Consider the following 20123-nt stretch of genomic DNA (forward strand, 5'->3'; position numbering starts at 1 on the left):
TCTCCCTTCCAGTGTCTGATAATTGTCTCCACTTGATAGATTACCACATCTAGTCATGAGGTGACATGCTCTTTTTACAATTGCTCCACTTCTACGCTCATTACATGTTCAATTTTCTTCACATCGTAATAAATTTCTGTTGCGTAATCTCGATCCGGGGCTGAGATCACCATATCGATCATTTGTCTGCCATCTTCCAAATCTTTAATTTTCATTCTTCGAATCGCTCGGGATGGACCTCTAGTACTACGCTGCGAGCTGACCTGAGGCCGCTCGATTTTTTGGATCACTTCTGTAAGCACAAAATTAGCTTCCATAATGATCCTCACTGAAACTTCATGTTTATTCAGTACTTCTGGTCCTAGCGAGCGGATTAAATGAGGAACTAAATTCACAGCAAACATCAGCAGAATAACCGCATAAGCTGCCTCAATATAGAATCCCGCACCCACAGCTATACCAATTCCAGAAGCTGTCCAGATGAGTGCTGCCGAAGTAAGGCCCGAAATGGCATCTCCGCCTCTACGCAGAATAACACCCGCACCCAAAAAACCAATCCCGCTGACAATCTGAGCCGCAAGCCGCATTGGGTCCATGTTTGGATGCTCTGGCCCCGCGAACTTATCAAAGGCATGGATAGACACCACTGTGACAAGACAGCTCGCAATGCTTATGACCATACTGGTCCGTATCCCCAGCGGTTTCTGCTTGATCTGTCGGTCAATCCCGATGAACAGCCCGAACAGCATGGCCACTAGTAACTTCATTAATGATTCCAATTGAAAATCCATATCGCAATCTCCTTTCTCCAGAGATACTCCATTATAACGGAAATTGGAGATAATGATTAGCTTTATTTTACAACAAAAAACGGTATAACCATCCTCAGCGCATATGCTCTTTCGACCCGTGTGGTCCGGCATAGCGACGAGGATGGAATCCGTTATGAGAGGTCAAGATTATGTTGGAAAATTAACCATGCAGAAGCGACTCTGCACCGTCACAATAAATTTCCGTCCCCGTAATATGATCTGAATCTTCCGACGCCAGAAACAGAGCCAGCTTCGCTACTTGATCAGGTCGCCCCGGACCTTCTTCCAGCGGTTGATCTCCCTCAGGAAATTCTACTGGGATTTTCACTTCTTTCAGATCCTCTGATGGAAAAGTGTTGTCATCTATATTGGTCTTTATAGCCCCAGGACAGATCGCATTTACGCGGATTTGAAATTGAGCCAGTTCCAGTGCCGCCATTTTCATAAAAGCAACCTGTCCTGCCTTAGTCGTGCTGTAAGCAGAAAAACCAACATTGGAAAACACACGATTTCCGTTAATGGAGCTGTTGATCAGGATGCTGCCTCCGCTTTCTTTTAGATGCGGTATCGCATATTTTACAGTCGCGAAGGTTCCACGCAGGTTAATATGAATGGTCTGATCCCAAGATTCAATATCCATCGTTTCAATAGGCGTCATCGCCCCATTAATCCCTGCGTTGGCAAAAACAACATCAAGACGACCCCATTTCGCGGCCGCCTTGTTTATCGCCGCTTCCACTTGTGGTGGTTCAGCAACATCACATTCGATAACTAGGGCTTCTCCGCCCTCTTTCTCCACTTGCTGTCTAACCTTTTCAGCGTTCTCCACAGTTCTGTCCAATAATACAACTTTGGCTCCGTTACGTGCGAACTCAAGCACGGTTGCCCGGCCAATTCCTGAGCCGCCTCCGGTTACAACTGCAACCTTACCTACAAGCTTTTTATCTGCCATATCGTGATATCCTCCTTCTTATCATGCAAGTCTTCCAGTTAAGTTCTTTCCTTAACCTTAACCTTGCATACAGAAGTTGAACCGACAGATATTTACTTTTCCTTTAGGATTATTATTCTCCCTGACGAAGATGAATGATGAGATCGTTTAATCCGGCTTCCCGGATCCCTTCCACTATAAGCTCAGCTAGAAGACGAGCCCCTAAAATCTGAAAATGTGTATTATCCTGCACGCCACCTGGATGCGCAATAAATTCTCCTGGATAGCTCCACATGAATAAATCTTTTGAGCCCTCTGAGCCATAAGCTTCAAAGAGCTTGCGGCTCTTCTCGGCTAAATCAATCAGTGAAACCTGCTCGGTATCTGCGAGTTCCCGTATGGCGATTAAATAATCTCCATGCGTGTCTACAATTGCTTCTTCACTATCAAATCTTCGCCGATGTACAGAGCTCACAAGAACCGGATAGGCCCCCGCTTCTCGGGCGACTGTAATCAACCGGAGCAAATGTTCCTTATATGTAGTAAAGGGCTCGGTATGTCTTAAATCATCAGTTTTGGAATCATTATGTCCAAACTGGATGAACAGATAATCTCTGGGTCTGATATCTGCGGCAATGCCCTCCAAATGCCCTTCCTCAATAAAACTCTTGGAACTGCGTCCAGAAAGTGCTCGGTTATCAACAACTATTCCCGCTTTGAAGCAGCGTGGCAGCAGTTGACCCCACCCCGCATAGGGATAACCTTCTTCCCCTTGATCGGTCACCGTGGAATCTCCCGCCAGAAACAAGACTAGCGCTTCATTGTCCATCTGAATGTCCAAGGCGTTAATACGCGGTGCCGCACCCGAGAACGATAGCTTTAGCTGCCCATCCTTAATTCTAATTGCAAAGGATTCGCGTAAATATTGGCCCGCAGGCACATTTAGAGTGTCCAATACGAACTTGCCTTCTCCAGCTTTGATAAATGTGCTGGTATCTGCCAGAGCATCACCCAACAGCAGCGTAACACGGTAGATCCCATTCGGGAGATCCAGAAGAAAAACTGCTTTCTGTGGGATGCAGCAATCACTTCGCAGTATATCTGTTCCCCCTCTGAAACGACCAAAGACGGTGGAATCAGAAGTGAAACCATACCCTATTTCCTTAGAATAAGATGTGTCCGGCCGAATTTTGGTGTAGCCAGGCTCAGCTTCCTTAATCCCAAAATCAAAACGATAGCTATCCAAATTCAGCCGCACCTTTCTTAATTAGAGATTCAAAACATTTATATTCATTTGCTGAAATCAACCTTTCAAACCACTGGTGCTGATTCCTTCTACAATCTGCTTTTGGAAGATAAAGAAGATAATCATGACTGGTGCCAAACTTAGAACAGACATGGCGAACATTGGACCCCAGTTGGATACGGACTCACTGTCCAGGAACATTTTCAGCCCCATCGAAACTGTATATTTAGAAGGTGAGTTCAAGTACAATACCGGTCCAAGCAAGTCTTCCCAACGCCAATAGAAGGAAAAGATTGCCGCAGTAGCCATAGAAGGACGGATAAGCGGAAGTATAATTCTGAAATAAAGTCCAAATTTCCCACAACCATCGATGGTAGCCGCTTCATCAAGTTCAACAGGAATGGTCCGAATAAACTGCAGCATTAGGAAAATGAAAAACGGGACACCGAAGAACTGTGGAACAACGATCGGTTTGATACTGTCGAGCCATTCCAATTTGGCATAGATAATGTATTGAGGGACGAGCACCACATCGGAAGGAAGCATCAGGGTCATCATCATGATTCCGAACCATAAGCCATGGCCTACAAATTTATTGCGGGCAAAACCAAAGGCAACCAGTGAAGATGAAATGACTGCGCCCAGTGTTGCGACAATGACAATTACGAAAGAGTTCTTGATGAAGACACCAAAGGAGTAACCTGCAATACCTTCCCAGCCTTTAGCATAGTTCCCCCATTCCCATGGATCAGGTATAAGGTGTTTAGCTGTAACAAACACAAGCCGGCTCTCTTTAAAAGAACTCATGATCATCCACAGAATCGGATACAGCATAACGATAGCGAGGCCACCTATAAGGATGTGATAAAGCGGCCATTTCAGTTTAATTTTCGCCATGGATTATTTTCCTCCTTCCGACTCGTAGAAGACCCACGATTTGGATGTCTTGAACAAGATTCCGGTCATGATGCCGACAAGCAACAACATCACCCAAGCCATAGCCGAAGCATAACCCATATTATTAAACATAAAAGCCTGACGGAATAAATAGAGAGAATACAACATAGTGCCGTCCATAGGTCCGCCTTCACCTTTAGAGATAATATAAGCAGGAACAAAGGTCATAAATGCGCTGATCGTCTGCATAACGAGGTTAAACAGAATTACAGAACTTAAGAGTGGCATAGTAATCTTAAAGAACTTTCTGAAGAATCCGGCTCCATCTACACTAGCTGCCTCATACATTTCACCAGGAATATTTTTGAGACCTGCCAGAAAGATTAACATGGATGAGCCAAACTGCCACACAGATAAAGTTATCAACATAATAAGCGCAGCGTTCGGATTGCCAAACCAACTTACCGGACCAATCCCGAAAAAGCCAAGCATGCCGTTAATAATTCCAGTATCACTAAAAATATTACGCCACATGATGGAGACCGCCACACTGCCACCTATAATAGAAGGTAAATAATAAGTTGTCCGATAAGCTCCTACCATACGCGATTTCGTATTTAGAATCATAGCCACAAATAATGCGAAGGTTAGACGTAAAGGCACACCGATAAATACGTAAAGCAGGGTTACCTTTAGTGAATGCAAATATTTCGGGTCATTTGAGAACATTTTGATGTAATTATCAAATCCAATCCACTTAGGTGGAGCGAATAAATTGTATTTAGTAAAAGAGAGATACAGCGAAATGATCATTGGGATCAGTGTGAAGCAAAGGAAGCCAATGACGAACGGACTGATGAAGGCATATCCTGTAAGGTTGCTTCGTAACCGCCGGCCGGTCAACTTATTTTTCTTAACAGCCAATGGATTCGAAGGTAGGGGATTCGTTAAGGCCAAGGGTCTCCAACTCCTTTTTATGTGAATAATATGGGAAACGGGATGCCGCCTAGCGAAATGGCATGCCGTTTCCCATGTGAGACGCAGTATAGTTATCTGTTACCCTACGTTTAACGGCTGGAGAGAATAGAGTTCGCTTCTTTTCGGAACTGTGCCGCTGCTGCTGCTGGGTCGATTTTTCCGAAGTTCATTTGTTCAGCGAGGTCTGTAAGCAGTGCTACAACCTCTGGGGATCCTACCGGTGGACTCATAGGTGAAGTAGTAGGCTCCATGTCAGCAACAAACTTAAATACTTGCTTACCGGAATCAGTTAATTGTGTAGCTACAGATTCTTTGATTTTGCTTGAAATTGGTACTCCGCGTTCGCCTTTGATCAGGTTGTTAGCTTCCACATCATTAATCCAGAAATCAACGAACTTCGCTGCTTCTTCCTTCACTTTAGAGTTAGAAGTAATTGACCAGTACATACTTGGCTGCATGTAAAGCCCTTTATCCATATCTGGACCAGGCATTTGTGCCAGCTCCATAGGACGATTTACAGCGATTTGCAAAGCAACGTATTGGTTCGACCATTGCCATACACCGATACCTGTCCCTTTAACAATATCCGACTCTTCAATAACCCCTTTATTTTGGCTCAGTTTGTCTTGTGATGGGACCGCTCCATCTTTAATCAGACCAGACAACATTCCGAAAAAGTCAGTGAACAACGCATCGTCCTCATAACCAAGAGCGGAACCATCATTGTTATAGAGTGCCAGCCCTTTTGTACGCAGATAATAGTTGAAGAATACGTCTGCTGCCATGGAACCATCCATGTACAGTCCAGCCGACTTAGCTTTTGCGGCGATTTCCTTGTATTGATCCCAAGTCCAGTTCTCTGGGATAGAATCAACGCCTGCCTTTTTCAGCAATTCTGGATCATATTGAAAACCAAGTACGTTAACCCCTAACGGAATTCCGTATTGCTTCTCACCGATCACTCCAGTACTCAGCACGTTCTCATTCACATCGCCGACTTGAATCTGAGAGTTCAAATAAGGTTTCAAGTCTTCGAGCTGTCCGTTAGATCCATATTGATTGATATAAGAAATATCCATTTGAACGATATCAGGAAGCCTATTTGCAGCGGCTTGCGGAGCAAGCTTTTTCCAGTAATCATCAAAGGATGCATACTCAGGCTCAATGGTTACATTCGGGTATTTGGCTTCATACATATCGATAACTTGTTGTGTATAAGAATGTCTTGTATCTCCACCCCACCATGCGATTCGCAAGGTTACTGGTTCTGCTGAGGTCGTAGCCGCAGGTTTCGTTTCCGAAGGAGTATTTGTAGCGGAATCCGTAGCGGCAGCATTGTTATTGTTGTTACCTCCACCGCAACCAGCTAACATCGACGACAGCAATAATGGTACGGCTAGTAAAGCGAATCTCTTTTTCAATTTCATGTCCCCTTTTCCTATGATAGTGTAAAGGCTCTGATCCCTTTAGGTAGCGCTTTCATTGGTTAAATTTTCTCAAATATTCCGTGATTATTGAATACAAAAAACCGTCTTGTTTGTTCAATAATCAGTTCGCTTGAGGGGGTTTCATGAAATCTGTAGGGGTCTGGCCGGTTACTTTTTTAAATACCTGACTGAAATATTGTGCATTTCCACCGAAGCCGAACATTTCAGCCAGCTCAAATACTCTCACATCCCCACTTCTCAAAATATGCTCCGATGCTTTAGCAATCCGGTAATTGGTTACATAATTCGAGAATTTCTCCCCGGTAATTTTTTTGAATATTTTGCCGAGATAGTCGGGATTCATATATAACATTTCAGCAGCGACCGAGCTAAGCGACAGCTCTGCATTCTTGTAATCCTCTGCGATAATTTTGAACATTTTGTCTACAATAAGTGATTGCCGGGAACTAAAATGTCGGTCATACATCGCTGTTAAGCGAACCGCTGCCTCTTTGACGTATGCTTTTAAACCTCCCAAGGTTCTAATTTCGGCAAGCTCCGCCAAGCCCGATGTGAAGCTATTTCTTTCATCAGGGACTGCTAAACGAATCATAGCGGAATATAACTGTAAAACATAAGAACGCGTCACGTTAATATCTAACCGCTCATCTGCGAGCAAGTTGAATAATCGTTCCAATTCCAACTCAACTGTATTTTGATCGCCTGCTTTTATAAGTAGACAAATATGCTCTTCATCTAGCTCGATATCATTTCTTCCACTTAGCTCATCACTTGGGATATCACTCCCGGTAATCAAACCGCCCGCCTCCAAATAAAAACGATGGTTCAGGCACTGCAAGGTCTGACGATACAATCTCCGGGAATGAATCATAAGGTCAGCATCACTAATCGCGATTGTCACATCCATTTTATAAAACTTGCAGAATACCTCTCTTACTTCAGCGATACGTTTAAGCAGGGAGCTATTCTGCACCGTATTTCCTTCATCTTCCAGTAATATTAATAAATGACCACCTATCGTCGCACTCAGGAGTGTTTCCTGAAGTACGTCCTGGGCAATATTTTGCAGAGCGAACAATTGCTCATATTCGTAAGAACCTTCTAGTCGGAACAGGAGCAAGCGCACCGTTTTGTCATTAAGTTCAATGCCGAATAGTTCCTGATAATACTCTAGATCCTGACTTCCATAAGTTTTATTAGAGATCCATTCCTTCAAAAATTGTTCTTTCACATGGGGCAATACCTTCTGAAGACGTTGTTTCATACGATTTACGAATTCGCCTCTGCTCTTCTGCTCATCGAGTTCCGCTACCATCTCAATCAGTGCTTCATGGATCTGATTCTCATTGCACGGCTTTAAAAGATAATGTTTGACCCCGTTCTGCATAGCAATACAAGCATAATCAAAATCCTTATAACCAGTCAGCATAACGAATTTCACGTTTGGAAATCGTTCACTGCATTTTTGCACCAGTCCCAGGCCATCTAGACCAGGCATAGAAATATCCGTGATCACAATTTCAGGGTTAAGCTCCTCAATTTTCACCAAAGCTTCAATCCCGTTCCGTGCCGTGCCTACAAGCTCTGTTCCCGCTCGTCCCCAGTCCACAACCTGCGATATCCCTTCCAGAATCAAGCGTTCATCATCCACCAGCAGCAGTTTATACATTCTCTAGCACTCCTTTTAAGTAAGGTATACGCACATGTATAGTTGTTCCTTGACCCGGCTCACTTTCTATGACTGTGCCCCATTCAGGGCCGAAGACGATTTGAATACGCTCCGCGATGTTAGCTAAGCCGATGCCTTCTCCACGTGTCTTAACTCTCCCCATCTGTAAATCTTTGATAAATTCAGCGCTCATCCCCGGTCCATTATCACTGACTTTGATATCGAGGCCCTGATCTTCTTCACTAACTGTTATAGAAATGGTGCACGGCTCAATATTAGGCTCTAGCGCATAGCGAATAGCATTTTCGATTAAAGGCTGCAAGGTCAGCTTCGGAATTAATGCATCATGCAGATTTTCAGGTACATCCATCCGGAAATCAAGCCTCTCATCAAACCGTGTTTTCTGGATAATGACATAATTTCGCACGATAGTGATCTCTTTTTCAAGTGTAATTAGCGGATCCTTGAGACCAATAGAGCTGCGGAACAAGTAACCGAGCGCTTCTACCATTTCTGAGATTTTGGCTTGTTTGTTCATTTTGGCTAACCAATTGATCGATTCCAGTGTATTGTACAAAAAATGCGGATTAATCTGTGCCTGTAATGCTTTCAGCTCGGTCTCTCTAATAATCAGCTGCTTCGCATAGTTCTCATCAATAAGCTCTCTGATCCTGCGGATCATCATTTTAAAAGTCCGGTTTAGCTGACTAACCTCGTCCTGCGCAGTCTGTGAAACCACACCTAATGACTGTTCCTCCAGATTGTCCAGATCGCCCTTCTCGATTTGCTTCATTTTTTTGGTCAGCTTAGAGATCGGACGTACAATACTACGAGCAAGCCTGTAGCCTAAAAGGAGACCAATTAATAAGATTAGTGCGAATATGATGACGACCAGTTTTTTGACAAAAGTAATATGTTTGAACATCTCATTAAATGGAGTTGCATTGATGTAGATCCAATCTATATAAGATGATTTCGTCTTGGTTATAAAATAAGTACCTTCTTGATATTTGGCCGTGCGATATAGCTCCGGACGTTCTGTCTCTTCTTTAAGCTCTTCTGGCAAAAGAATCGGTGCTTCAGGATAGATCGCCTGTCCCGTCGTGGCATCAACAGCTATTAATTGGTCGGTATCGCTCGTACTATCCGCAATGATTAGATCGATCCGAATACGGATCACGAGTGTTCCCAGATCATCCAGCGTAAACGTTGACCCTGTATAAGATTTAATCTGCCGAACCGCCAAAAGTGAATTTCTGTTTCCTTGCGGATACCACACTATACTCCCGCTAGCTTCCGCAGCTAACGGCTTTAACTGATCCTGCAGATCCTGTGATACCCCTTCACGATTGCCCGCAGTCATTACTCCGCCACTCGTATCCATCAGCATCATGGAATAAACGTATTTCTCTGCCCCTGCAAAAGCAACCAGCCTGTTTATGATCTTGTTATGTAGAACTTGTCTTTCATAAGGCTGTGGATCATTCTGCAATTGGCGCAGGCATTCTTGAATTTGCTCATCAGACACCACTGTAAAAGAAAGCTGATCCAATTCTCTTAGGGCATTTTCGATGCTTATAGAGGACATCCCCAGTACCTCAGAGGCCTTTTCATAAATTTGCTTGTCATAGATACGATACACATATTGCAAAACGGTCAACGAGAATAAAAAGGAAAGTAGAAGCAAAAAGGAAATAATCAGTATCATTTTGTTGAAAATGCCCGAACTTCTGTAAGCGCTAACATTTTTCCAAATCATCTGTATTCTCCGCTCCCTAAATATGATAATTTTCATTTATTATCACTATAATTCCATTATAAACCATAATGTTCCATTTGGGTAAATTTACGTGAACTGAAAGCTAAGGATAGTATAATGGCTCGGCGAAAAAAATCCTATGTAAAAAAGGGCTCGAAATGAAATCCAGAATCAGACTTCACTTCAAGCCCTTATATTGAGCTACATTCACACCTACAACAGACTAACCAAGCATCATTCGGTCATCTGCCAATTTATGTCCGCTGATTGTCTCGAATTCTCCGAGCAGCCGTTCTACGGTAAGATCTTTTTTACGAACCTCGTCGATATCCAAAATAATACGGCCCTTATCCATCATGATCAGACGATTGCCAAGACGAATGGCCTGCTCCATGTTATGGGTAACCATTAGGGTGGTTAACTTCATCTCACGGACAATGGACTCTGTCAGTTTAGTAATCAGCTCCGCACGAGAAGGGTCAAGGGCAGCTGTATGTTCATCTAAAAGTAAAATTTGCGGTTGAGTAAAGGTCGCCATTAGCAGACTTAGCGCTTGTCTCTCTCCACCTGACAACAACCCTACTTTTGCCCGCAGGCGATCCTCCAACCCAATCCCCAGACGGCTTAGCTCGTCGCGAAATAAAGCTCTTTTTGCTTTATTTACTCCAAAGGTTAACCCTCTGCTTTTGCCTCTTTTATAAGCCATAGCTAAATTTTCTTCAATCGTCATATGTGGAGCGGTACCCGCCATTGGGTCCTGAAAGACACGGCCGATCCAGCGACTTCGTTGAAATTCCGCCAAATGGCTGATTGAATTTCCCTCAATGCTGGCTGTACCCAGATCCGGCTTCATGACACCGGAAATAATGTTCATCAACGTAGATTTACCAGCTCCATTACTTCCAATGATGGTGACAAAATCACCAGGAAGAAGCTCCAAGTCAATGCCGAGCAGCGCTATTTTCTCATCGGGTGTTCCGGGATTGAACAGCTTAGATACGTTCTCCAGTTTAAGCATCGATGGTGCCTCCTCTCTTGCTGCTTAGCGCTTGCTCAGCTAATTCAACGGAACGCCTCCGCGCCATATTCTTCTGCTTCAGGAAACGCTGAATCGACGGGAATACAAGAGCGAAAATAACGATAATTGCTGTGATCAGCTTAAGATCCGAAGCTTTAAGCCACGGTACCCGCAAGGCAAGTGCAACTACGATCCGGTAAACTATGGATCCGAGCACAACAGCCAGTGTGGCCCGAAATACATTTTTGGCACCGAATATGGCTTCACCGATGATCACCGAAGCTAACCCGATTACAATCATCCCAATACCCATGGAGGAATCCGCAAAAGTAGAATACTGAGTAATTAACGCCCCCGAGAGCGCCACCATTCCATTGGATAAACTGACGCCAAGAATAGTGGTATTATCGGTGTTTACACCCAGACTACGGATCATTCTTGCATTATCTCCGGTAGCCCGCAGCGCAAGTCCAAGATCCGTACGCAGGAATAAATCCATTACTATTTTCACAAAAATAACTACAAACGGCAGTACGAGCAGAGGATCAATGGAAGTGAACAAGGTAGTGTTGCCCATTAAAGACCAGTTGGGTTTGCCACCAAATATCCGCAGATTAATGGAATAAAGTGCAATCATCATCAAAATACCGGATAACAGTCCATTAATCTTGCCTTTCGTATGTAATAGGCCCGTGCACATTCCTGCCAGCATTCCACCAGCAATAGCGGCCAAGGTAGCAAGCCATGGTGCATAACCGTTAGTAATCATAACAGCGGCAATGGCGCCACCAGTGGTAAAGCTCCCATCTACAGTCAAATCAGGGAAATCAAGAATACGAAAGGTAATGTATACACCTAAAGCCATAAATGCGTAAAGCAGTCCCATTTCAACGGCCCCGAGCATCGAATTTAACATAGATGACTTCCTCCTTCGAGCGGAAAGGGGCGTTCTCACGAAATCGCCCCTATATAATGGCTTATTGAATAATATTGTTAGCTTGATCGGCAACTTCTGCCTTCATTGCATCAGTCACTTCTATGCCTTGCGCTGCTGCAGATTTCAGGTTAAGAATGAGATCAAGTTTTTCTTGCATGGTTACTTTCATATCAGCTGGCTTTTTACCATTTTTCAAGATATCCACGGCCATTTGACCCACTTGATAACCATGATCGAAATATTTAAAACCAACGGTGGCAAAAGCGCCCTTTTCAACCGTGTCACGGTCACTGGAGAAGAACGGGATTTTCTTGTCATTAGCCGTTTGAATAATGGTATCCACTGCACTTACGACTGTGTTATCCAAAGTAATGTAGAATGCATCTACACGACCCACAAGTGATTCCGCAGCTTGTTTGACTTCAGAGGTATTCGTGATGGCAGCCTTCACTAGCTCGATTCCATGCTTATCCAATTCTTTTTTAGCAATCTCAGCCATAATTACTGCATTTGGTTCACCTTCATTAATAACAATGCCCAGCTTTTTCACGTTAGGAAATTGGGTAGCTATAAATTGCATTAATCTGTTAATCGCTTCGGGATTGGTGTCCGATACACCTGATACATTTCCACCTGGATGCTCCAGATCCGTGACAATCTTTGCGTCGAGTGGGTCAGTTACTGCTGCGAACAAAATCGGTGTATCCTTACTTGCTTTGCTGAGTGCTTGAACAATTGATTGAGCGGAAGGCGTTGCAATTGCTAATACCAAATCATTTGAGTCAGCGGCAATCTTTTGAGCAATGGACAAGTTATTCGCTTGGTCAGCCTGAGCATTTTCAAGGTCAACCTTCAGGTTCTCGCCTTCAACGATTCCCGCATCCTTCAAAGCAGCGAGAATTCCTTCGCGTGTAGCATCGAGTGAGGGGTGCTCCACATATTGCGAGATCGCAATTTTGTACGTTTTTGAATCTGCTGCTCCTGCATTCGTAGGGGAATTACCGGAATTCGCTGCATTTCCTGAGTTTTCAGCGGTGTTATTGTTGCCACAACCAGCTGCTACGAGCATGAAGCATAAGCTTAATCCCGCCAAAATGTTTCTCTTTTTCATCAAAGTACCCCATTTCATTAGTTTATTAACGCATACATCAAGGTGAGCGACTCAGCATTATCACTTTTATCGATAAAAGCATTAAAGCATAAGCTTACACGTACCTCACATTAATGATAGAAATCTATTAAACCTATATTATATGGAGGTTGTTTATCCGTCAATCACTTATCATATTTCCATAGATTTCAAATTCTGAAGAATATATGACATCAAAAGAGGTAATGCTTGGTTGTCTCTTACAGCGATTGCCTTCGTTTCTTTTACATAAAAAAAATCGCCCTGCACAAACTTAATTTACAGTTTGAAGATGGAGCGTGTTAAATGGCTAATAATCACAAAAGACTACTAACCACCGCTACTGTATTGCTTGCTGTCGCTTTAACGAGTTCATCCTGCGGTTATTCTTCTCAATCGCAAAAACCTAAGGTTAACGCGCTAACTCCTGATGGTAAAAATGCCTCCAGTTATTATGAACAATCTGCAATTACTGACGCTCAGGGAAAGTACTGGATTCCACTCAAGCCTGCGGTTACTTCGCTCGGATATCGGATGAAGGATGATGGTTCTAGTGATGGATACACTAAAATCGGTTATAGCGATGTTATGTATATGCTGCGCCCTGGCTCTCCACAGGTATTCTCACTTGGGGAAAAAATCACACTGCCACAAGCCCCTAGACGGCAAGAAGGGCAAATCTATATCACCCCTTTAGCCTTGTCCAAATTTTTGCAAACAGAAGTAGGCTGGAATCCCCAGTCGGGTGAGATAAACATTGCTACACCGTCCGAACGTAAGACTATCGAAAAATTATCGACGGTCGAATCCACGAGTGAATCTAAATCTTTACGCATTCAAAGTATTTCTGAAGCGGATAAAAAGGAGTTAATCTCTTTTGCCAAAAATTTCTTGGGTGTTCCCTACGACTTTGGCGCTGGATCTTATGAAGAAACCAAAAAATTTGATTGCTCTTCTTTTACAAGGCATGTATTCAAAAAATTCGGAGTCAGCTTACCTCGTTTAGCTAAAGATCAGGACAATTTAGGTACCCGTGTAAGTCGAAGCGAACTGGATGTAGGAGATCTTATCTTCTTTACCGTTCCCGGTCGATTTGAAAGTGATGCTATACCTGGTCATGTCGGTATTTACATTGGAGACGGAAAGTTTATCCACACCTGGGGTGAACCCGGAGTTCAGATCAGTGACCTCGACTCAGGTTATTGGAGTAATGTAATCCTCCATATGCAACGTGTTTTATAAGCTTCCCATACTTTAAAAGAAATCATTCAAAAAGCCTGAATCCCTATTGATGGGGTTCAGGCTTTTTGACTATAACTTTTATCCAGTTTCTTAATCCCAGCTCTTGCCCCTTCCGCTCATCCGGACAAACAGCTTTACAAGTTCAACTATAACAATAATCGCTACGGCCGCTGCACATACTATTCCCCACTGTAATCCACTTAAATGTGAAACACCAAACCAGTCGTTTAAGCCCGGGATGATGATCACAAGCACAAGCATTAGTATAGAGATCAGCGAAGCCCATAACATATAGCGATTGCTGAACCAACCGATCTGGAATAGCGATTTTTTATTGGATCTGACGTTAAAAGCATGAGCGATTTGCAGTAATCCTAATGTACCAAAGGCCATTGTAACCGCAATACCTTCATTGTAATGCGTATGCGCCCATTGATACACGATCAACGTAAGCGCCGCTTCTATAATCCCTTGATATATAATCCCGATCCCCACGCCGCCCGCAAAGATGCTACTGCTTGCTTTACGCGGCTTCTTCGCCATTACATCCTCGCCGGCTTTCTCAAGTCCGAGGGCAAGTGCAGGTAAGGTATCCGTAACGAGATTAATCCACAGAATATGGATCGGCTCTAGAATACGCCAGCCAATCATAGTGGCAATAAATAATGTCAGCACTTCCCCAAGATTAGCGGAGAGAAGGAACTGGATAGCCTTGCGGATATTGCTGTAAACCTTCCGTCCTTCTTCTACGGCAACAACTATAGTCGTAAAGTTATCGTCGGCAAGCACCATATCTGATACACCCTTGGCAACATCCGTTCCGGTTATTCCCATGCCCACGCCGATATCGGATGATTTAAGTGCAGGAGCATCATTTACACCATCTCCGGTCATAGCCACAATTTTTCCTTTTTGTCGCCAAGCCTTAACGATACGAACCTTGTGTTCAGGAGAGACGCGTGCATAAACCGAATAATCGGTAACCTTCTCCGCAAATTCCTCTTCGCTGAATTTATCCAGCTCACTACCCGTTAATACACCTGATTCATCTTCAATAATCCCTAATCTTTTGGCAATAGCCGCTGCTGTATCACGATGATCGCCTGTAATCATTACAGGTCTAATTCCCGCTTTACGGCAGATAGCTACCGCATCCCGTACTTCCTCACGCGGCGGGTCAATCATACCGACCAAACCAATAAATACTAACTCTTTCTCCGTGGTATCTGGTGAGAGATCGGTCGGCAGCTGCTCCTCATCTCGAAAAGCAAATGCCAACACTCGAAGTGCATCATTCGCAAGTAATTTATTACTTTCCATGATATTCCGCTTATGTTCGTCTTGTAGAGTTACAATTTCTCCATCCACATAGATATGGCTGCATTTGGACAAAAGTACATCTGGTGCACCCTTTGTCAGCACACGATAACGTCCAGCTTCGACCTCATGAACCGTTGTCATCAGCTTGCGATCGGAGTCAAAAGGCAGCTCATTTTTACGTGGGTATTTCTTTTCCAGCTCCCTTTTGTCAGTGCCTATACTAAGCGCATAATCGACTAACGCAGTCTCCGTCGGATCGCCGATGATTGCTTTTCCGCTCTTGGTTTGTGGGTCCTTAGCTCCAGCTTTTGCTTCAGGTTCACTAGGAGTCTTTCCTTCGTCAATACTGGAGTCATTACAAAGCGTCATAGCTTGAAGCAATAACTCGCCACCAGGAATCCCTACAAGCCCTGCACTGGAATCAGTGGTCTTTCCGTTGACATGCACTTTTTCGACTGTCATTTTATTTAATGTTAAAGTACCTGTCTTATCGGAGCATATAATCTCTGTACTTCCAAGTGTCTCCACGGCGGGAAGCTTGCGAATAATCGCTTTTCGTCCCGCCATTCGCTGCACACCAAGCGCGAGAATGATCGTAACAATTGCTGGCAGCCCTTCCGGGATAGCCGCTACCGCGAGTGAGATCGAGGTAAGTAGCATATCCAGCAGCTCTCTTCCTTCGAAGATCCCAACGGCAAAGATAATCACGCAGACGCCAAGAATAATAAAGGTAAAATATTTACCTAGCTCATCCAGCTTTTTTTGCAGCGGTGTTACATCTGTATCTTCTTCCGAGATATAACCGGCAATTCTACCGACCTCCGTCTGCATTCCTGTAGCTGTAACTACACCAATTGCTCGGCCATAAGTTACACTGCTGCTCATATAAGCCATATTGGTGCGGTCGCCGATTACAATGTCGCTACCTTCAAGCACACCGGCTCGCTTTTCAGAGGGCAATGATTCTCCGGTAAGCGCGGCTTCCTCCGTCTTCAACGAAGCGGCTTCCAAAAGTCTTATATCCGCCGGAACTACATTTCCAGCTTCCAGCAATACGATATCCCCGGGCACAAGATCTTCACTTTTTATCTCAGTAACCTGGCCGGAACGTCTTACTCTGGCGTGTGGAGAGGACATACTTTTTAGCGCATCGAGTGCTTGCTCAGCCTTATTTTCCTGAATAACTCCAAGCACCGCGTTCAAAATGACTACAAGCAAAATAATGATCGTATCCGTCCATTCCCCCAAGACTCCTGACAATACAGCTGCTACTAGCAAAATAAAGATCATTACATTTTTAAATTGTTCGATAAACTTTCCTAATAGCGATTTGGTCTTCGCTTCTTGAAGTACGTTCTTCCCATATCGCTCCACAAGTTTAGTCGCTTCATCGGAAGATAAACCCTCTTTCCGAGTTTCCAGCCTATTCAGCACTTCTTCCTCGCTCAGTGTATGGAAGGGTTCCAGCCCTTGCGATTGTGGATTATTTGAATTCAAACCATAGCCTCCTTCCAGAATTGAGATCTGGTAAAACCTCTCATATGAGTTTTACCCAAAATAGGCATGGTGATTCTTGAATGGTATGTACTTTTTTAGAAATTTAGATGTTCTTTCTTCAAATCGCGATTGAAGCTTTTAAACCTGGTCCCTTGATACAGGAGTTCGCCTCGATCCCCTTCTACAATCAAACCAAAATCCTGATCTCTTACCTGCAACTCCAATCGAGAGCCATCGGCAAACTCAAACGTAACAAAATAGCTAGTATTTGCTCTCGATTCACCGGATCCCCCCCATACCTCGGTTCGTTTGGTGACCGCTGTGCAGTTTGCTTTTATCAAAGGACTTGCGTTATTGGATATCCAGATTCTCACTGATTTAACAATTATAAAAACAAAAAGGCCAAGAAAAAGCAAAGCAAATAATTTAAAAAACAGTGGCATCTCATGAATGAAACTTCCGAAAAAGCTGCGCTCATCAAAACCGTTAAAATCCTGCCATTCGCTCAAATTTATCCCTCCTGACTGAAACAAGATAATAAAAGTTATCTATGCTGCGAAATACGTCATTTTTCCCGTTCGGTTTCATGTTTTCATCATCTATATAAGAATTTTTTTCACAAAACAATTTGGATTCAAAGGAAAAGGTATGGTATGCTTTTTATACTACATGCAGTTGGGAGGTGTTATTTCGGTGCAATATATAGCGCGTTTGTCATTACTTTGGTTTCTTCGTATAGTCCTAATTCTGGGGATGATATTTTCTTTTCCACCTGCCTGGTCTGGAGGATCATTCACTACGGAGCAAGAATCAACGACATCCGAAAATGAACGCTACGAGCGAAAGTTTACACCTCCCGTAAGGATTGCACCTCAAATAACCCCTCAGGTAGGAGCCATCAAAATAGCTGAACAGTGGGGAACGAAGTCTATTGCGGTAGCTGCAATACTCCCTGTACTTTCTTTACTGTTCCGTCCAGTGATTTATAAATTCCTGCTTCGACTGCGGCTGTACCTGTTAAAATTCACTTCTCATTTTCTAATATCACTCCCCTAGCGAAGTTCACCTCTGCCCTAAATGAATGTCTGCTGAAGGGATTTTAGAACTTCGATTGATAAATAATCTTATGTCATGAATTATAGAGAAGCGGATTTACCGGTTGGTATACATGCTCGCATTGCTCATCCTCCACCGGAAGAAAGCAAGTATTTTGGCTGAAACGTGTCCTGAATATCTCTTCCGGTGAGCTTTTTGCATTAGTAATATTCGCAGCACTATTCCTGATTGCTGGATTCACCGAGACCATTCATCTAACAGACAGAAGTTATTGGCGCGCTACTAGTGGACTTGTCCTCGCTGAAACCGAACATGTGAAACCGATTGAACAGCTTGTGATCCCATTTCGTGATTTCTTCAGTGTCATCTTCTGCTTCAGCTTCGGACTGACATAGATCCACTCACCTTAGGCGGTGAGGCGCTCTGGTACTCCCTTGCAGCAGTTATCGTTACGCTAAATGGCAACTTTATTGCAGGCTTGCTGGCCGGACGTAGCGTTGGTCACAGCCTTCATGCTTCATCCAACATTGGATGCCCATAGCCGCGCGGGATGAATTTTCAATAATTATGGCCAATTTGGGTAAAGCATTGCGGAGTGCTGGCTATTCTTCACTATTTGTAGCCATTCGCAGCCTCTTGGAGCCTTTGCAACATTCTCCGTCATTTGCAACCATTTGCGGCCCTTTACAGCTATTTGCAGCCATTTTCAGCCTTTCGCAGACATTTGCAGATATTTGCAGCCATTTACGTGCTGATCCTTGTTCTCCTTGGACATTGTCTGACGAAGGAATCTAAATAGATTTATAAATAATGGATAAAGTATTCAACTTTGAGAAACGACATGATGCACGAATATCCAAAAAATCTGCCATAGCCACTGAAAATGAGTAAGGTCGTTTCCCCTGTTGAAGGAGGAAAAACTATGCAGAACAAAATAAATCAACGTCAACAGCTACAAAGAAGCTCTACCTTCCGAGTTCTTACCGTCATTGCCGGCGCATTGCTTGCTGCTGTAGGATTGGAATTATTTTTAATGCCACATGGCCTTGTTGTCGGCGGGATTACAGGCTTATCCGCATTATTCGCTCATACTACTGAAATGCAGCTTGGATTGTTTCTATTTCTATTCAATCTGCCCTTTATATTTATGTCGCGAAAACAAGTAAATCTCCGCTTTGCTCTTTACACTGTTTTGGGATTAACCTGCCTAACCATCGCGTCTCTTGCGCTGCATCGTTTTCCTGCTGTGATTAGCGATCCTTTACCTGCCGCAATGGCAGGAGGCATCTGTCTTGGAGTAGGTATTGGAATATCTGTGAGATTCGGCGGTGTAAATAAACAAGCCAGTGACCAGGGGTATTCTCTGCTGAGCGGCGGACCTCCAAAATCAACGGAAGTCGTGATTATGATCCTGAACTGTGCAATTCTGCTTTTTGCAGGTACATTGTTCGGTTGGGAGCAAGCAATGTATTCTATTATTGCCTACCTGCTGGCTTTCGAAGGTGTTCGTATCTCACTACGGGGATTATCCCACTCCCGCACTGCTTGGATTACCAGCAGCCGATGTTTGGACATTCAGCAAGCAATCGCAACCTCTCTAAACCGAGAAGCTGCGATTGCCGAAGGTTCAGGGCAAGATGGAGAGGTTAGCACGTTGTTTTGTCTGACAAACAGAATGGAAGAAGATCATCTTCGGGCAATCGTTCTACAGTGTGATTCAGAGAGCCAAATCGTGTTCAGATCAGCCACTAAAGATCATAGACAAACACGCTTACACGAATAAAAAAAGGGAGCGCCCTTAAGCCATGAAAATGGCTGGAGCGCTCCCTTCTTTTTGAATTTAGCCTTTGATCGCAACCAATTTTTCTGAGCGAGGCCTCAAACTTCTTGTTCGAGACCCCAAACTTCTTGCGAGAACTCAAATTTCGCATTATTCGAAGACGTTTACGCGCATGAGACAGCTATCGGACACAGCGGACCTTATATGCAGAATTTCCCGGAATTCTGAATGCATTCGGACCGCATAGCCCCTATTGGCACAAAAAACGCCAACTACGAGCCTATTTCTTATGAATAGCTGCACTGGGGTCCGAAACCTTGCTCCAAAGGCGATATATTTGCGAATAACGTCATTGGAGTCCGAATACCTCAGCAGATGATCATATTTCGGCGGTATCGGACAGT

At 43.8% G+C, this 20123-nt stretch carries 16 protein-coding genes and 1 pseudogene; 4 read left to right on the forward strand and 13 right to left on the reverse strand.

Annotation, left to right across the window (positions count from 1 at the left end; genetic code table 11):
* Positions 1-74 precede the first annotated feature (74 nt).
* From MHH49_RS28490 to MHH49_RS28540, 11 genes are all read right to left on the reverse strand, one after another.
* On the reverse strand, positions 75-791 hold the full coding sequence (locus MHH49_RS28490; protein WP_036686231.1) for an MgtC/SapB family protein: 717 nt from the start codon (positions 789-791) through the stop codon (positions 75-77).
* A 181-nt stretch (positions 792-972) separates the two neighbouring features.
* Entirely contained in the window at positions 973-1764 is a 792-nt protein-coding gene (locus MHH49_RS28495; protein WP_036686230.1) for an SDR family oxidoreductase, read from the reverse strand.
* Between the two features lie 112 nt (positions 1765-1876).
* Positions 1877-2989, reverse strand: a complete 1113-nt coding sequence (locus tag MHH49_RS28500; RefSeq protein ID WP_036686228.1) for a rhamnogalacturonan acetylesterase — start codon at positions 2987-2989, stop codon at positions 1877-1879.
* Between the two features lie 57 nt (positions 2990-3046).
* Positions 3047-3886, reverse strand: coding sequence for a carbohydrate ABC transporter permease (locus MHH49_RS28505; RefSeq protein ID WP_036686226.1), 840 nt, complete (start codon positions 3884-3886; stop codon positions 3047-3049).
* Between the two features lie 3 nt (positions 3887-3889).
* On the reverse strand, positions 3890-4789 hold the full coding sequence (locus MHH49_RS28510) for a carbohydrate ABC transporter permease (protein WP_036686586.1): 900 nt from the start codon (positions 4787-4789) through the stop codon (positions 3890-3892).
* A 164-nt stretch (positions 4790-4953) separates the two neighbouring features.
* Positions 4954-6291 carry an extracellular solute-binding protein gene (locus tag MHH49_RS28515; protein WP_036686225.1) on the reverse strand — a complete coding sequence of 446 codons (1338 nt, stop codon included), beginning with the start codon at positions 6289-6291 and terminating at the stop codon, positions 4954-4956.
* A gap of 121 nt (positions 6292-6412) precedes the next feature.
* Entirely contained in the window at positions 6413-7981 is a 1569-nt protein-coding gene (locus tag MHH49_RS28520) for a response regulator transcription factor (RefSeq protein ID WP_339810742.1), read from the reverse strand.
* The gene (locus MHH49_RS28525; protein WP_038574396.1) at positions 7974-9740 is read right to left on the reverse strand and encodes a sensor histidine kinase; all 1767 of its coding nucleotides are present in this window, start codon (positions 9738-9740) and stop codon (positions 7974-7976) included. Before MHH49_RS28525 ends, MHH49_RS28520 begins: the two co-directional genes overlap by 8 nt.
* Before the next feature lie 223 nt (positions 9741-9963).
* Positions 9964-10758, reverse strand: coding sequence for an ABC transporter ATP-binding protein (locus tag MHH49_RS28530; protein ID WP_036686220.1), 795 nt, complete (start codon positions 10756-10758; stop codon positions 9964-9966).
* A complete protein-coding gene (locus tag MHH49_RS28535; protein ID WP_339810744.1) occupies positions 10751-11674 on the reverse strand; it encodes an ABC transporter permease in 924 nt (307 codons plus the stop codon). Before MHH49_RS28535 ends, MHH49_RS28530 begins: the two co-directional genes overlap by 8 nt.
* Positions 11675-11735: 61 nt before the next feature.
* Complete coding sequence (locus MHH49_RS28540; RefSeq protein ID WP_076101654.1) at positions 11736-12806, reverse strand: ABC transporter substrate-binding protein; 1071 nt, start codon at positions 12804-12806, stop codon at positions 11736-11738.
* A gap of 324 nt (positions 12807-13130) precedes the next feature.
* On the opposite strand from MHH49_RS28540, the gene MHH49_RS28545 reads away from it, so the two are divergent.
* Complete coding sequence (locus MHH49_RS28545) at positions 13131-14066, forward strand: C40 family peptidase (RefSeq protein WP_339810747.1); 936 nt, start codon at positions 13131-13133, stop codon at positions 14064-14066.
* A 90-nt stretch (positions 14067-14156) separates the two neighbouring features.
* On the opposite strand, the gene MHH49_RS28550 is transcribed toward MHH49_RS28545, so the two are convergent.
* Positions 14157-16853 (reverse strand): cation-translocating P-type ATPase, encoded by a 2697-nt coding sequence (locus MHH49_RS28550; protein ID WP_339813642.1) that lies wholly within the window; start codon positions 16851-16853, stop codon positions 14157-14159.
* A 125-nt stretch (positions 16854-16978) separates the two neighbouring features.
* Positions 16979-17392 (reverse strand): DUF2500 domain-containing protein, encoded by a 414-nt coding sequence (locus tag MHH49_RS28555; RefSeq protein WP_249267720.1) that lies wholly within the window; start codon positions 17390-17392, stop codon positions 16979-16981.
* Positions 17393-17576: 184 nt separating this feature from the next.
* On the opposite strand from MHH49_RS28555, the gene MHH49_RS28560 reads away from it, so the two are divergent.
* The 3 genes and pseudogenes from MHH49_RS28560 to MHH49_RS28570 all read left to right on the forward strand — a co-directional run bounded on the left by MHH49_RS28560 (position 17577) and on the right by MHH49_RS28570 (position 19722).
* The gene (locus MHH49_RS28560) at positions 17577-17939 is read left to right on the forward strand and encodes a hypothetical protein (RefSeq protein ID WP_038570328.1); all 363 of its coding nucleotides are present in this window, start codon (positions 17577-17579) and stop codon (positions 17937-17939) included.
* 137 nt (positions 17940-18076) lie between these two features.
* Positions 18077-18738: pseudogene (locus MHH49_RS28565) on the forward strand (cation:proton antiporter domain-containing protein); the annotation flags it as partial.
* A gap of 123 nt (positions 18739-18861) precedes the next feature.
* Complete coding sequence (locus MHH49_RS28570; protein WP_051491444.1) at positions 18862-19722, forward strand: YitT family protein; 861 nt, start codon at positions 18862-18864, stop codon at positions 19720-19722.
* Positions 19723-20123: the final 401 nt, after the last annotated feature.

It is taken from the genome of Paenibacillus sp. FSL F4-0122 (genome assembly GCF_038002845.1).
Lineage (GTDB): Bacteria > Bacillota > Bacilli > Paenibacillales > Paenibacillaceae > Paenibacillus_AQ > Paenibacillus_AQ odorifer.